Raw genomic sequence first — 13,555 nt, 5'->3', positions numbered from 1 at the left:
CCGCCCCCTCAAGCCCGCGGCGCCGCGGCGGGCCTGATGGGCTCCAGCGCCTCCCCCGAGTCCCTTAGGCTGCTCAGGAAGACCCTCGCAGAGCAGAAGACCCTTCGGATTTCGGGCCTACTCGAACGCGCAGTCCAGGACATCAGACACCATCGCCTCGACTCGGCGGCCACACTGGCCCTCGAAGCCCTCCAGATCGACGAGCGCTGCGGTGTGGGCTGGCACATACTCGCCGTCGCCCAGGAGGGGCGCGGGGATTTCGTGAACTCCCTGTCCTGCTACGAGGCGGCCCTGGCCCTCATGCCCGAGGATGATGAAATCCTGGTCAACCTTGGCCGGCTCGGCTTCCGGATGGGCATGTTCGAAACCACCGAGAAAATCCTCGGGATCTTCCTCTCCCGGGCGCCGGGGCATGTCGAAGGGGTCAATAACCTGGCCCTGGCGATCCGGGCCCAGGACCGGGTGCCCGAAGCCATCGAATATCTGCGTAACTTCCTGGCCCAGCACCCCGGCCACGCCAATCTCTGGAACAGCCTCGGGTCGATGGTGTCCGACAACGGTGACCCGGAAAACGCCGAGATCTTCTACCGTGAGGCCCTCCGCCTCGACCCAAGTCTCGCCCGCGCAAGGTACAACCTCGGCAACCTCTGGATGAACCTCGGCGATCCGCAGGCCGCCCTCAAGGAGATCGAGGACGCCCTGAAGAGGCCCGTTTCCGCCGACGAGAAGGCGATGATGAACCTCACCCGGGGCCTCGCCCTGATCACGATGGGAAGGTTAGCCGACGGCTGGAAGAACTACGAGGCACGGAACGACCTCAACTTTCCTGACGGAACCTATTTCGCCATGGAGGGACCTAGGTGGAAGCCCGGCCTTCCCCTCGAGGGAAAGTCGCTCCTGCTAATCGCCGAGCAGGGCCTGGGCGACGAGGTGCTGTTTGGCGGCATACTGCCCGACGTCCTCGGGCGATTGGGACCCGAGGGCCGCCTCACCCTGGCGGTCGAGCCCCGCCTGGTCTCGCTCTTCGCCCGCAGCTTCCCGTCCGCCCGGGTCGAGCCGCACGTAACCGTCAACGCCAGCGGGCGGACGATCAGGCTCATTCCCAATCTCGAAAAGGGCGGCGCCGGAATTGAGTACTGGTCCCCGTTTGGCTCCTGCCTGCCGGAATTTCGACCCGACCTGGAGTCCTTCCCGGACAGGAGGGGCTACCTGGTTCCTGACCCCGAGCGCGTCGCCCATTGGCGCCGTGTCCTGGACTCCGCACCCGCGGGGCCCAAGGTGGGCCTGCTCTGGAAGAGCGCGATCCTGACCGGAGGGCGAAACCGGTACTTCTCGCCCTTCGACGCCTGGGAACCCGTGCTTCGCACGAAGGGGCCCGTCTTCGTGAACCTGCAGTACGGCGACGTCGAGGAAGAGCTGCGCATGGCCCGGGAACGCTTCGGCGTCGAGGTCTGGAACCCGCCCGGCATCGACCTGAGGCAGGACCTGGACGACGTCACCGCCCTCTCCAGCGCCATGGACCTGGTCATCGGCTTCTCCAATGCGACCTTCAACCTTGCGGCGGCCACGGGGACACCCGCCTGGCTGATCTCCGCCAAGGGCGCCTGGACCCCACTCGGCACCGACCGGTATCCCTGGTATCCGCAGGTGCGCCTTTACCAGCCGGATGCCTATGGCAAGTGGGCACCTGTGCTGGAGACGATCGCCGCCGACCTCGGCCGAGAGTTCGGGACCGATCTATGACGAGGGCCGGGGTCGACGCGCTCCTGGGCCAGGCCCTGAAGCATCTCGACGCGTTCCGGACCGAAGCCGCAGCGGACCTTGCGCGCCAGGCCCTGGCGCAGGACAGGGCCTCGGGCGGGGCCTGGCGGATCCTCGCCCTGGCGGCGGAAACCTCGGGCGACCTGACCGGTGCCCTGTCCGCCTACGAGGGGGCCCTGGCCCTCGATCCGGAGGATGCGGCCCTGCTCAAGGGGCTGGCGCGCATCGCCCTGGACTTGGGCATGGCCCCTGTCGCCGACGCCTTCTCCCGACGGGCCCTGGCCAGGAACCCCGAAGATGCGGAGGCCGTCTGCCTGCTGTCCCGCGCCCTTACAGGCCAGGGACAGGGTGACGGGGCCGTGGAGGTCCTCTCCGCCCATCTCACCGAGCGGCCGGAATCGCCGGAGGTCTGGAACGCCCTGGGACTCCTGATCGCCGACCGGGGAGACCTTGCGTCGGCCCAGACCTTCTTCGACGAGGCCCTGAGGCTTGCCCCATCCCTCACCCCTGCCCGCTTCAATGCGGCCAATCTCCTGATGACCCGGGGAGAGACCGTAAAGGCCCTCGCGGCCCTGGAGCGGATCCCGCAGACCGGGCTCTCACCGCGGGACCGGGCGACCCTGGTCTTCTCCCGCGCCTGCGCCCGTCTTCGCCTGGGCGACCTCTCCGGCGGCTGGCGCGACTACGCTGTGCGGAACGACCCCGGTTTCCCGGGGTCCGCGAATTTTGACATTCCCGGACGGCGGTGGCGGGCAGGTGAAGCCCTCAAGGGCGAAGACCTGTTGCTGGTCGGCGAGCAGGGCCTGGGCGACGAGGTCATGTTCGCGGGCCTCATACCCGAACTCCTCGACGGCCCCCATGCGCCCGCCAGCCTGGCCCTTGCGGTCGAGCCCCGGCTGGTGAGCCTTTTCCAGCGCTCGTTTCCTGGCGTGCCGGTTACGTCCCACGCCACCCGGGAGACCGGAGGGCGCAAGGTACGTCGCCTGTCGACCCCCTCCAATGAGGGTGAACCTACCGCGGCCTGGGCGCCCATGGCCGACCTCCTGCCCGACCTGCGTCCGTCGGTGTCCACCTTCCCGGACCGGGAGCGCTTCCTGGAGGCTGACCCCGGGCAGGTCCGGGCCTGGCGCGAGTGGCTTGCGACCGAGCCACCCGGCCTGCGGGTGGGCCTCCTCTGGAAGAGCGGCCTGATGTCCGGATCGCGGAACAATGCCTTCGCGCCCTTCGAGACCTGGGCGCCGGTGCTGGGGATCCCGGGAGTCACCTTCGTGAACCTGCAGTATGGCGACTGCGACGGAGAGATCGCCTTCGCCCGGGACGCTCTCGGCGTCGAGATCCGGACGCCGGAGGGCCTGGACCTGAAGCAGGACCTCGAAGGCGTATCCGCCCTCTCCAGCGCCCTGGACCTGGTGATCGGGGTCTCGAATGCCAGCTTCAACCTGGCGGCGGCATGCGGCGCTCCCGCCTGGCTAATCACGGCACCAGACGCCTGGACGACCCTGGGGGCGGCGACATACCCCTGGTATCCCCGGGTCCGGATGTTCGCCTCGCAGACCTTCGGGGACTGGGAAACGGTCTTTCAGTCCGTCGCAGATGCCCTTGCGGAAAGGGTCGCCGGCTGAGACCAGCGTCCAGCCTCTGGTCGGGCTGGGAGGCGGAATGGACCCGGGACGAAGCGGCTTGAATGTCGCGGGCCAGTCTTTAGTGTGACCCGGAATTGAAACATTTGTTCGGGTGCCCCGCAGGGTGGCGCTCCGGGGAGCCCAGATGAGCCAGCGTTTTGAAGGCACTGAGAATTACGTCGCTACCGATGACCTGAAGGTGGCCGTCAATGCCGCCATCGCCCTCGAACGCCCCCTTCTGATCAAGGGCGAGCCGGGTACCGGCAAGACCGTGCTGGCCTACGAGGTCGCCAAGGCCCTCAACGCCGAGCTGATCACCTGGCACATCAAGTCCACGACCAAGGCTCATCAGGGCCTCTATGAGTACGACGCCGTGACCCGCCTGCGCGACAGCCAATTGGGCGAAGAGCGGGTCAAGGATGTCCGCAACTACATCAAGAAGGGCAAGCTCTGGGAGGGCTTCACGGCCCCGAAGCGCCCGGTCCTGCTGATCGACGAGATCGACAAGGCAGATATCGAGTTCCCGAACGACCTCCTCCAGGAGCTCGATCGCATGGAATTCTATGTCTACGAGACCAACGAGACCATCCGGGCCGAGATCCGGCCGGTGGTGATCATCACCTCGAACAACGAGAAGGAGCTGCCCGACGCCTTCCTGCGCCGCTGCTTCTTCCACTACATCCGCTTCCCCGAGGTTGAGACGATGAACGACATCGTCGAGGTGCACTATCCAGGCATCAAGCAGAAGCTGGTCTCAGAGGCCCTGCGGATTTTCTACGATATGCGCAAGGTGCCAGGCCTGAAGAAGAAGCCCTCCACCTCCGAGCTGCTGGACTGGCTGAAGCTCCTGATGGTCGAGGACATCAGCGCCGAAATGCTGAAGGAGCGCGATCCCACCAAGCTGATCCCGCCCCTGCATGGTGCCCTCCTGAAGAACGAGCAGGATGTGCAGCTCTTCGAACGCCTGGCCTTCCTCGCCCGTCGCGAAGGCGGCCCGGCGCGTCCCGGCCAGTAGGCTCAACAGACGACCCTGAACGACGACGCCCCGGCCTCACGGCCGGGGCGTCTGCGTTTGCGGGGAAGCGCCGGGGGGTCAGACCGCCTGGACTTCGGTGATCCTGTAGGTCAAGGGCTGACCGTCCTCGTCTGTCACGGTGACGTACTCTCCGACGACGAAGCGGTGATCCCCGAGCCGGTGCACGGGTTCATCATCGTCGCTGGATTGGCTGTCATAATCGAAGAACCAGTTCTGGCCGCGCCGGGCCAGGCGACCGGTCACGGCGTCCTCGTCCGGTGCGAAACGGCGGACGGAGCAGGACGCCCTTGCGTTGGCATAGGCCTCCGCGTCCAGCAGGCCCGTCGCTGTCAGCGGGGCGGTGAGGGTATAGCCCCGGCGGTCGTCGCCGCCGGCGTCTGAGCCTGGATTGCGGGCAAGCCGCATGACAATGCGCGACAGGGACATGAAGGTTTGACCTCTAGTGGGAAAGGAAGAGCGACGGCTGCTGGGCCGCCAACAGGGTGCGGGTGGTCCCGCCGAAGATGAACTCCTGGAGCCGGGGATGGCCGAAGGCACCCGCCACCAGCAGGTTGGCGCCAACCCGTTGGACGGCGTTCAGGAGAAGGCCTCCCGCCTCGCCCTTTTCGCCAAGGATCTCGATGTCAGCCTCCACGCCCCGCGCTGCATAATAGGCCTTCAGGCGCTCGGGTTCGAAATGGCGGGAGCTCGCCTTGGGGGCTGCGAGGAGAACCACCCGGGCGGCTTTTTCGAGGAGAGGCAGGGCCAGTCGGGCGGCCCGGCTCGCCTCCTTGCCGCCATCCCAGGCGACGGCGACGACGCCGGCGGCCTCAAAGCCCTCGCGGGCGATCAGGACGGGCCTCTGCTCATCGGCGACGATCTGCTGGAAACACTCGGCCAGGGGGCCCCGACCCCGCGCCGGGTCATCACCGAAGACCACCAGGTCGGAGAGGCGGGCCTCGGCGGACAGGGCCGCCCAGACCGGGCTCTGCAGGGGGACAAAAGTCTTCTTGGCGTAGTCGCAGGCCTCGAAGGTCGCGCGGGAGCGGGCCTCTCCGGTCGCCGCTGCCTGGCGGAGGGTCTCGATCGCCGTGGTCTGAACCCCGCCCAGATAGCCCTCTCCAAGCCAGGGCATGATGTCGGCGACATCTGCAGGGGCGAAGACGACCGATACCTCCGCGTCAAAGGGGGCCGCTGCGCGCACGGCGGCAGACAGTACGGCGGCGTCGCCTGCGGTGCCAGCCAGCGGCACCATCACCCTCGCCCAGCTCATGCGGTTTCTCCCTGGTTCCTGTGGACCCTAGGCTGACAGCCTGCGCACCGTCATTGATCTTTCTCAAGGCCCGGTGCACCTGACGGCCATGTCTGTCCGCGGAGACCTGAAGTGAAGCGCGCCGCCCCAAGTCCTCCTCGGGCCTGGCAACGCATGCTGTCGGGCCGGCGCCTGGACCTTTTGGACCCCTCCCCCCTCGATATCGAGATCGAGGACATCGCCCACGGCCTCGCCCGGGTCGCACGCTGGAACGGGCAGACCACCGGCGAGCACGCCTTTTCCGTGGCCCAACATTCCCTGGTGGTCGAGGAGATCTGCGCTCACCTGAGGCCCGACCTCGACCCCCGCTGGCGACTCGCGGCCCTGCTGCACGACGCCTCGGAATATGTCATCGGGGACATGATCAGCCCGTTCAAGGCGGCCCTCGGCTACGACTACAAGGCCTTCGAGCACCGGCTGGAACAGGCGATCCATATCCGCTTCGGCCTGCCCGCCCGGACGCCCACCGACATCCGCAAGCTCATCAAGGCCGCGGACCGGGCTTGCGCCTACTTCGAGGCTGTCCAGCTGGCGGGGTTCGGGCGCGAGGAGTCCCTCGCCCTCTTCGGCGCCCCGCCCGCCGGCTATCACGTCGAGATCGATCCCCTGGCACCCAGTCCGGCGCAGAGGGACTATGTCCGGCGCTTCCACCTCCTTTCGGAGGCCGCCGGCTTCGGACCACCCACCCTGAGGACGGATCCCGAGGGCAGATTAGGGTGACCCCACAGCGGATCGTCATCGGCCTGTCGGCAGTGGTCGCCGCCGTCTCCGAGGGCGAGGCCAGGGTCCTGACGGTGAGGACGCCGCAGGCGCCAGCCGCCCTTCCCTTCGGACCCTTTGACCCTGGGGCCGACCGGACCTTCGAACTGGCCCTGCGGGCCTTCGTCTCGGCCCAGACAGGCTTTGATCCCGGCTATGTCGAGCAGCTCTACACCTTCGGGGACAAGGGGCGGGATGCGCCCCTGGCCGCGGTAGACGGCTCCGAGGCCGGCCGGGTGATTTCCGTCGGGTATCTCGGTCTCACCGCAAGGATGGAGACTACCGCCCAGAAGGGTGCCGCCTGGTCGGCCTTTACGAGCTTCTTTCCCTGGGAGGACTGGCGGGAGGGGCGGCCGGACGCTCTGGAGGGTATCGAGCCAGTGCTGCGCCGGTGGGCTGACGGCTCAGCCGCGGCACTGTCGAGGGCCCGGCTGCTCTTTGCCCTGGACGGGGCCCCCTGGAACGAGGAACGGGCGCTGGAGCGATATGAACTGCTCTACGAGGCCGGCCTGGCGCCCGAGGCCTCGCGCGACCGGGGCGAGACACCCCTGCCGGACGTTGCCCGCCTCGGCCTGTTCCTCGGAGAGCCAATGATCTCCGATCACCGCCGAATCCTGGCGACCGCCCTCTCCCGCCTGAGGGGCAAGCTCAAATACCGCCCGGTCATCTTCGAGATGATGCCGGAGGCCTTTACCCTCTCGGTCCTCCAGAAGGCGGTGGAAGGGGTGGCGGGGGTGCCCCTCCACAAGCAGAACTTCCGGCGGGCCCTTGAAAGGTCCGGCCTGGTGGAGGGCCTGGGCCACCTGGACCAGGACACGGGCGGGCGGCCGGCCGAGCTCTTCCGGTTCCGCCGGGAGGTTCTCGCCGCCCGACCGGTCTCGGGCCTGTCCCTGCCACTCCTGCGGGACTGACACACCTCTGGCGCTGGGACAAATGTTCTGTTTTTGTTCTTCCCCTTTTGGAGGAAGACATGCGCCGCATCCGACGCCTGCTGCACCGCCGCCATGACCTGGATGGGCGCCTGCTCTACGGTATGATCCGGGCGGCCAGCCGGGACCGGCCGCACCGGTTCGTGGACCCCGCTGACGTCCCAGACTTCGAGGGCGAAAGCGCCTGGTTCGAGATCGAGGTCCTCGCCGGGGGCCAGCTGCAATTCCTGCGCCGGATCGACGGGCCATTGGCGGACTGATCCGGTTCGCGCTTGGCCCCGGGCCGCCGCTCGCCTATCGAGGTTCCAAACGGAGGAAACGTCCATGACCATCGCCCGCCAGGTGCATCTTGTCCGCCGCCCCAAGGGGGTTCCCGTCCCCGAGGATTTCGCGGTCGTCGAGGCCCAGCTTCCCGACGCCGGCGAAGGGGATATCCAGGTCGAGGGCCTGATCCTCTCGGTGGACCCCTATATGCGCCCGCGCCTGGACGCCGACCAGCAGCTGGGCGAGGCCATGGCTGGCGGCGGCATCGGCCGGGTCGTCCAGTCGCGTAACGCGAAGTTCCGCGAAGGCGACATCGTCCGGCATGGCCAGGGCTTCTCCGAGCGCTTCAACAGCGACGGCCGGGGCGTTTCCGTCCTCACCCCGGACCCGGACCTGCCCCTCAGCGTCTACATGCACGCCCTGGGCGGGACCGGGATCACCGCCTATGGCGGCCTCCTGGAGACCGGTGCCCTGAAGGACGGCGAGCAGGTCTTCGTGTCCACCGCAGGGGGAGCCGTGGGCTCCGTCGTCGCCCAGATCGCGAAGATCAAGGGCTGCTACGTGATCGGCTCCACAGGATCGGACGAGAAGAAGCGCTGGCTCCTCGACGAGGCCGGCCTCGACGCCGCCATCAACTACCGGTCCGAGAACCTGCGCACCGCCCTGAAGACCGCCGCGCCCAAGGGGATCGACGTCTATTTCGAGAATGTCGGTGGGGCGCACCTCGACGCCGCCCTCGCCTGCATGAACCTGCGCGGCCGGATCGCCGTCTGCGGAATGATCTCGACCTACAATGGCGACCGCGAGGGCGTCCGGAACCTGTCGGTCCTGATCTACGCGCGAATTCGGATGGAGGGATTCGTGGCCTCCGACTTCCCGCACCTCCAGGAGCAGTTCCAGTCCGACATGACCGGCTGGTTGAAGTCCGGCCAGATGCGCTACCAGGAGACCGTGCTTGAGGGTTTCGAGCGTGCACCCGAGGCCCTGATCGGCCTGTTCGAGGGCCGCAACGCCGGCAAGATGCTGGTGCGGCTCTAGTCTACTCGGCGGGGGTGGAGGCGGCGGCCTGGCGGGCGGCCCAGCGGGCCCGCAGGCTCTTGCTGGTGTCCCGGCTGCCGTCGGGGCTCCAGCCCGGAGGGCCGAAGAGGTAGCCACCAATCTCCCACAGGGAGCGGGCAGAAGCTAGGTCCCGGACGATGGCGATCCACTCGTGGAAGGCCACGGTCAGGATGTTGAAGCTGCCCAGGTTCCGGATCAGGCCATAGCGGGGCTTTTCGGCGTCCAGCTCGGCCTGGAAGGTGCCGAACAGCTTGTCCCAGATGATCAGGATGCCGGCGTAGTTTCGGTCGAGGTACCGGGGGTTGCGAGCATGATGCACCCGGTGGTGAGAGGGCGTGTTGAACACCGCCTCGAACCAGGCGGGCATGCGCCCCACAGCCTCGGTGTGAATCCAGAACTGGTAGACGAGGCTGATCCCCTGCTGGATGAAGATCTGCGCAGGCGAGAAGCCGAGGAAGGCCAGGGGCAGCCAGAGGATCCAGGTCCCCACCAGCCCGCCGGTCCAGGTCTGCCGCAGGGCCGTGGACAGGTTGTAGTGCTGGGAGGAGTGGTGGTTCACGTGGGCCGCCCACCAGAGCCGCCGCTCGTGGCTCAGCCGGTGGAAGCCATAATAGGTCAGGTCCTCGAGGAAGAAGATCGCCACCCAGCCCCACCAGGCGGTGAAGGGCACGGTGAAGACCCGGTGCTCCCAGGCCCAGACCGTCGCGGCGAAGACCAGAGCAGCGGTCAGCAGGGCGGGGACGCCGCGCAAAAGCCCCATGGCCAGGGAGGCCAGGGTGTCCCGGGCCTCGTACTCGGCCTTGGCCAGCCGCAGGCGCCCGAGGCCGATCTCCAGCAGGATGGCGAGAATGAAGAAGGGGACGGCCAGCTTGACCGGGTCGAAGGGGGCTTCCAGCATCAGGCAGGCTCCGGGGGCCATCCCGCCAGGACGGGACGGGCAAGTCGAGGGCTGACGCCAGCCAGGCGCAGGTGCAGGCGGCCGTCACGGACCGGGGCGTCGGCGGCGTCGGTCCAGGCGAGATCCCGGGCCACCCAGGCGTCGCCGAGGCGAAACAGGTAGAGGGCCCGCGCGCCGGAACGGGCCAGGGCTGCGGAGCCATCGCCGGCCAGCCAGATCCGATCGATCGGCGCCTCGGGGAAGTCGTCTCCCAGCAGGCTACGTGCCACCGCCTCGTCCAGGGGCGGGGTCGGACGGGCCAGGCGGGCCAAGGCCGCAAGTCCGACCAGGACAAGGACGGCGATGCCCGAGGGGATCAGGCCGGTCAGGATGGCGGGAATGGAAATGGCAGCGGTCCTCCAACATCGAGATTCGGGCAAGCCGACCGAAGCGTCAAGCCGGCTGAACCTCTGGCTTGACGGCGGCGCCCGGCACGCGCTGTCCTGCCGGCATGGACGCCCTGACCGACTTCATCCGCCGCCTGCCGAAGGCCGAGCTTCATATGCATGTCGAAGGCTCCCTCGAGCCCGAGATGATGTTCGAGATGGCCCGCCGGAACCGGGTCACCCTGCCCTTCGCCAGCATCGAGGCGGTACGGGCCGCCTACAGCTTCAGCCGCCTGCAGGACTTCCTGGACATCTATTACCAGGGCGCCGCGGTCCTCCTGACCGAGGCGGATTTCCACGACTTGGCTCTGGCCTATTTCCGCCGGGCTGCGGCGGACGGTGCCGTCCGGTGCGAGATCTTCTTCGATCCCCAGACCCACACGGACCGGGGCCTGCCCTTCCGCGTCGCCATGGAGGGCCTCCTCTCCGGCATGGCGACGGCCGAGGCGGAGTTGGGCCTGTCGACCGGTCTGATCCTCTGCTTCCTGCGTCACCTGCCGGAATCGGCGGCCCTGGAGACCCTCAAGGCCGCCGAGCCCTGGCTGGATAGGCTGCTGGGCGTCGGCCTGGATTCCTCCGAGGCAGGCTTTCCGCCGTCCGGCTTCCAGGCGGTGTTCCGCGCGGCCGGCGAGCGAGGCCTGAAGCGGGTCGCCCACGCCGGCGAGGAGGGGCCTCCCGCCTATGTCGCCGAGGCCCTGGACCTGCTCCGCGTGGACCGGATCGACCATGGCAACCGGGCCCTGGAGGATGAGGCCCTGACTGCCCGGCTGGTGCGGGAAGGGCGGGTGCTGACTGTCTGCCCGCTCTCGAACCTCAAGCTCTGCGGGGTTCCCTCGCTGGAGATGCACCCCTTGAAGCGGATGCTACAACTGGGCCTGAAGGCCACCGTGAATTCAGACGATCCGGCCTATTTCGGCGGCTATCTCCTGGACAACTGGGTGCAGACCGCCCGGGCCGTGGGCCTGGAGCGCGATCACCTCGTCACCCTGGCCCGGAACAGCCTGGAAGGTGCCTTCTGGTCAGAGGCCGAGCGCCGGCCCCACCTCGACCGCCTGGACGCCCTCGCCGCCGGTCAGTGATCGCCGGCCATCATGTCCCGGGTCATGACCCACTTGCCGTCGAGCCAGTCGACGATCTCGCGGGCTGCTGGGTGATCGAAGGCGGCATAGCGCCCGCGTAGGCGGTCTCGTACGTCCGGCTCCATCCTGTCGCGCCCGGTGTCGTTCAGCAGCATCAGGTGCCGCCGGACCAGGTCGGACAGTCCCGGGCCCAGGACCTCTCCGGCCGCAGTCGCCAGGGCCGCGCCATAGTCGTAGGCCTCGCCCAGGCGGTAACTCTCCGGCAGGGTCAGGGCGGGCAGCAGGGTCAGCTCCGGCTGGAGGGCGGGGTTCACGGCGTGGGCCGCCAGCCGGGAGCCGATCTGCGCCGGGCGCCCCGTGAAGGCGCGCAGGTAGAGGAAGGGCGACATCCGGGGGCCGTCATTGACCGGATAGTTGTCCCAGAGGAAGGGCCGCCGGCCCAGCTGCTCGCCCACCCGCTCGAGATGGCGCACCCCGTAGGCGCGGCTACAGACCTCCTCGCCTGTCCAGAAGACCTCGATCCGGGGGTCAAGCGCGCGGCCAAGGGCTTCGAGATAGCCTTCGGGACGCTGGCCAAAGGCCATGTCCAGGGCCGGGTCGTCTGAATAGTAGGTGGGGCAGAAGACGATCCGGCTGGCCCGGGTCCGCCCTGCGATAAAGTGGACGATCTCGGCCTGAGCTTCGGCCAGGCCCGGCAGGTCGCCGCGCATATCGTCGAAGAGGATGCCCAGGTCCTCGACCCCAAGGTCATCGAGGAGGGAAAGCTTGTCAGCCAGGGCGGCCCTTGTCCCTGCGCCGAAGTCTTTCCAGACCTCGAAGGGACTGAGGCCGACGCCAAACCGGACGCCGGCGTCCCGGCAGGCCGCCGAGAAGTTCGAGAGGGCCTTCAGGTCCGCCTCTGGATGCGCCTCCTGCCACCGGCGACGCAGAAAGGCGTCGGCCTTGGGCGCATACATGAAGAAGCGGTAGCCCGACCCGGCCAGCCGGCGCATGACCCGCTCCCGCGCCGCCCAGTCCCAGGGCAGGCCGTAATACCCCTCGATCAGGCCCAGTTCCGGCGTCATGGTCGATCCCCTACTCTTCCCGCCCCGTCCCGGCGTGCTATTCAAAGGCCCTCGGTCCGGATGGAACCGGATCGGAGCGGAGAGACATCTTGCACGCAGCGGTCATCGCGGCCACCGGCCTCTTCACCCCCGCCGAGCGGGTCACCAATGCAGAGCTGGTTGAAGCCTTCAACGCCTATGTTGAACTGTTCAACGCCCGTCATGCCGGGGAGATCGAGGCGGGCTCTGTCCAGGCCCTCGCCCCCTCGTCTGTCGAGTTCATCGAGAAGGCCTCGGGAATCAAGTCCCGCTACGTGATGAACCGGTCGGGCGTGGTCGATCCTGAGGTCATGCACCCCCTGATCCCGGAGCGCTCGAACGACGAGCTGTCGATCATGGCCGAGATTGGCGTGGCGGCGGCGAAGGACGCCATCGCCCGCTGGGGCAAGGACGCCTCGCAGATCGACGCCGTGATCTGCGCCGCCTCCAACATGCAGCGCGCCTATCCGGCCATGGCCGTCGAGATCCAGCAGGCCCTGGGGATCGAGGGCTTCGGCTTCGACATGAACGTGGCATGTTCCTCGGCCACCTTTGGCATCAAGACTGCCGCGGATTACATCGCCACCGGATCGGCCCGGGCCGTGCTGGTGGTGAATCCCGAGATCACCTCGGGCCACCTCAACTTCTGTGATCGGGACAGCCACTTCATCTTCGGCGACGTCGCCACGGCGGTGATCGTCGAGCGGGCGGACGATGCGGCCGGGGGCTGGGACATTCTCGGAACCCGCCTGAAGACCGTCTTCTCGAACAATATCCGCAACAACTTCGGATTCCTGAACCGCACGGCACCCGGAAGCGAAGGCGCCGTGGACAAGCTCTTTGTCCAGGAGGGCCGGAAGGTCTTCCGGGAAGTGGTGCCCATGGTCGCAGAGATGATCGTGGCCCACGCCGCCGACCTCGGGATCGATCCTGCGGCCCTCAAGCGGCTGTGGTTGCACCAGGCGAACATCAACATGAATGACCTGATCGGCCGGCGGGTCCTGGGACGCGATCCGACCCCGCAGGAAAACGTCATCATCCTCGACGAGTTCGCCAACACCTCGTCGGCAGGCTCGATCATCGCCTTCCACCGGGCCAGCGGCGACTTCGCTTCCGGCGAGACCGGGCTGATCTGCTCGTTTGGCGCCGGCTATTCCGCGGGGACGGTCTTCGTCCGCCGTCGCTGAGCTAGCCTGGCCTGGCGGATGGCGGGACCACCGTCACCGGGACGACGCCCGCCGGATGCGCGGCCTTCCAGTTCATCGCCCGGCGCACGCGGGACCCGACGGAGGGGTGATCGTAGAAGAGCACCTCTTCGATCGGGCCCGGGCTGGCCGCCCGGTACTCGAT

14 protein-coding genes are annotated in these 13,555 nt (G+C 67.9%); 9 read left to right on the top strand and 5 right to left on the bottom strand.

Features of this window, described 5'->3' with window-relative positions; translation table 11 throughout:
- The 3 genes from WCJ52_RS07000 to WCJ52_RS06990 form a co-directional block, all read left to right on the top strand.
- Window positions 1-1,743, top strand: a 1,743-nt coding sequence (locus WCJ52_RS07000; protein WP_336902586.1) for a tetratricopeptide repeat protein, incomplete at its 5' end; no start/stop codon positions are given.
- A complete protein-coding gene (locus tag WCJ52_RS06995; protein ID WP_336902585.1) occupies window positions 1,740-3,383 on the top strand; it encodes a tetratricopeptide repeat protein in 1,644 nt (547 codons plus the stop codon). The genes WCJ52_RS07000 and WCJ52_RS06995, both read left to right, overlap by 4 nt.
- A 145-nt stretch (window positions 3,384-3,528) precedes the next feature.
- Window positions 3,529-4,398 carry a MoxR family ATPase gene (locus WCJ52_RS06990; RefSeq protein ID WP_336902584.1) on the top strand — a complete coding sequence of 290 codons (870 nt, stop codon included), beginning with the start codon at window positions 3,529-3,531 and terminating at the stop codon, window positions 4,396-4,398.
- Between the two features lie 78 nt (window positions 4,399-4,476).
- Here WCJ52_RS06990 and WCJ52_RS06985 read toward each other — a convergent pair whose 3' ends face one another.
- Entirely contained in the window at window positions 4,477-4,845 is a 369-nt protein-coding gene (locus WCJ52_RS06985) for a hypothetical protein (protein ID WP_336902583.1), read from the bottom strand.
- Window positions 4,846-4,858: 13 nt separating this feature from the next.
- Complete coding sequence (locus WCJ52_RS06980) at window positions 4,859-5,671, bottom strand: universal stress protein (RefSeq protein WP_336902582.1); 813 nt, start codon at window positions 5,669-5,671, stop codon at window positions 4,859-4,861.
- A gap of 153 nt (window positions 5,672-5,824) precedes the next feature.
- On the opposite strand from WCJ52_RS06980, the gene WCJ52_RS06975 reads away from it, so the two are divergent.
- From WCJ52_RS06975 to WCJ52_RS06960, 4 genes are all read left to right on the top strand, one after another.
- Window positions 5,825-6,430, top strand: coding sequence for an HD family hydrolase (locus tag WCJ52_RS06975; protein WP_336902588.1), 606 nt, complete (start codon window positions 5,825-5,827; stop codon window positions 6,428-6,430).
- Window positions 6,427-7,380 (top strand): NAD regulator, encoded by a 954-nt coding sequence (locus WCJ52_RS06970; protein WP_336902581.1) that lies wholly within the window; start codon window positions 6,427-6,429, stop codon window positions 7,378-7,380. Before WCJ52_RS06975 ends, WCJ52_RS06970 begins: the two co-directional genes overlap by 4 nt.
- A gap of 59 nt (window positions 7,381-7,439) precedes the next feature.
- On the top strand, window positions 7,440-7,658 hold the full coding sequence (locus WCJ52_RS06965; RefSeq protein ID WP_336902580.1) for a hypothetical protein: 219 nt from the start codon (window positions 7,440-7,442) through the stop codon (window positions 7,656-7,658).
- Window positions 7,659-7,722: 64 nt separating this feature from the next.
- Window positions 7,723-8,700, top strand: coding sequence for an NADP-dependent oxidoreductase (locus WCJ52_RS06960; protein ID WP_336902579.1), 978 nt, complete (start codon window positions 7,723-7,725; stop codon window positions 8,698-8,700).
- A gap of 1 nt (window position 8,701) precedes the next feature.
- Here the strand turns inward: WCJ52_RS06960 and WCJ52_RS06955 are convergent, their stop codons facing one another.
- Together WCJ52_RS06955 and WCJ52_RS06950 are read right to left on the bottom strand one after the other, a co-directional pair.
- A complete protein-coding gene (locus WCJ52_RS06955; RefSeq protein ID WP_336902578.1) occupies window positions 8,702-9,619 on the bottom strand; it encodes a sterol desaturase family protein in 918 nt (305 codons plus the stop codon).
- The gene (locus tag WCJ52_RS06950; protein ID WP_336902577.1) at window positions 9,619-10,038 is read right to left on the bottom strand and encodes a hypothetical protein; all 420 of its coding nucleotides are present in this window, start codon (window positions 10,036-10,038) and stop codon (window positions 9,619-9,621) included. Before WCJ52_RS06950 ends, WCJ52_RS06955 begins: the two co-directional genes overlap by 1 nt.
- 71 nt (window positions 10,039-10,109) lie before the next feature.
- On the opposite strand from WCJ52_RS06950, the gene WCJ52_RS06945 reads away from it, so the two are divergent.
- Complete coding sequence (locus WCJ52_RS06945) at window positions 10,110-11,123, top strand: adenosine deaminase (RefSeq protein WP_336902587.1); 1,014 nt, start codon at window positions 10,110-10,112, stop codon at window positions 11,121-11,123.
- Here WCJ52_RS06945 and WCJ52_RS06940 read toward each other — a convergent pair.
- The gene (locus tag WCJ52_RS06940) at window positions 11,117-12,187 is read right to left on the bottom strand and encodes a beta-N-acetylglucosaminidase domain-containing protein (protein ID WP_336902576.1); all 1,071 of its coding nucleotides are present in this window, start codon (window positions 12,185-12,187) and stop codon (window positions 11,117-11,119) included. The genes WCJ52_RS06945 and WCJ52_RS06940 overlap by 7 nt on opposite strands.
- Before the next feature lie 89 nt (window positions 12,188-12,276).
- Between WCJ52_RS06940 and WCJ52_RS06935 the strand changes: the two genes are divergently transcribed.
- Window positions 12,277-13,392, top strand: coding sequence for a beta-ketoacyl-ACP synthase III (locus tag WCJ52_RS06935; RefSeq protein ID WP_336902575.1), 1,116 nt, complete (start codon window positions 12,277-12,279; stop codon window positions 13,390-13,392).
- Window positions 13,393-13,555: the final 163 nt, after the last annotated feature.

The sequence above is a fragment of the Phenylobacterium sp. genome, assembly GCF_037138395.1.
Taxonomy (GTDB): domain Bacteria; phylum Pseudomonadota; class Alphaproteobacteria; order Caulobacterales; family Caulobacteraceae; genus Phenylobacterium.
Note: the sequence above shows the minus strand (reverse complement) of the source record. Positions and strands in the feature narration are given on the sequence as shown.

Bases quoted from the DNA above. Each gene is read 5' to 3' on its own strand.
- WCJ52_RS06990 (WP_336902584.1), top strand. From the start codon at position 3,529: ATGAGCCAGCGTTTTGAAGGCACTGAGAATTACGTCGCTACCGATGAC.
- WCJ52_RS06965 (WP_336902580.1), top strand. From the start codon at position 7,440: ATGCGCCGCATCCGACGCCTGCTGCACCGCCGCCATGACCTGGATGGG.
- WCJ52_RS06975 (WP_336902588.1), top strand. From the start codon at position 5,825: ATGCTGTCGGGCCGGCGCCTGGACCTTTTGGACCCCTCCCCCCTCGAT.
- WCJ52_RS06940 (WP_336902576.1), bottom strand. From the start codon at position 12,187: ATGACGCCGGAACTGGGCCTGATCGAGGGGTATTACGGCCTGCCCTGG.
- WCJ52_RS06985 (WP_336902583.1), bottom strand. From the start codon at position 4,845: ATGTCCCTGTCGCGCATTGTCATGCGGCTTGCCCGCAATCCAGGCTCA.
- WCJ52_RS06945 (WP_336902587.1), top strand. From the start codon at position 10,110: ATGGACGCCCTGACCGACTTCATCCGCCGCCTGCCGAAGGCCGAGCTT.
- WCJ52_RS06955 (WP_336902578.1), bottom strand. From the start codon at position 9,619: ATGCTGGAAGCCCCCTTCGACCCGGTCAAGCTGGCCGTCCCCTTCTTC.
- WCJ52_RS06995 (WP_336902585.1), top strand. From the start codon at position 1,740: ATGACGAGGGCCGGGGTCGACGCGCTCCTGGGCCAGGCCCTGAAGCAT.
- WCJ52_RS06960 (WP_336902579.1), top strand. From the start codon at position 7,723: ATGACCATCGCCCGCCAGGTGCATCTTGTCCGCCGCCCCAAGGGGGTT.
- WCJ52_RS06980 (WP_336902582.1), bottom strand. From the start codon at position 5,671: ATGAGCTGGGCGAGGGTGATGGTGCCGCTGGCTGGCACCGCAGGCGAC.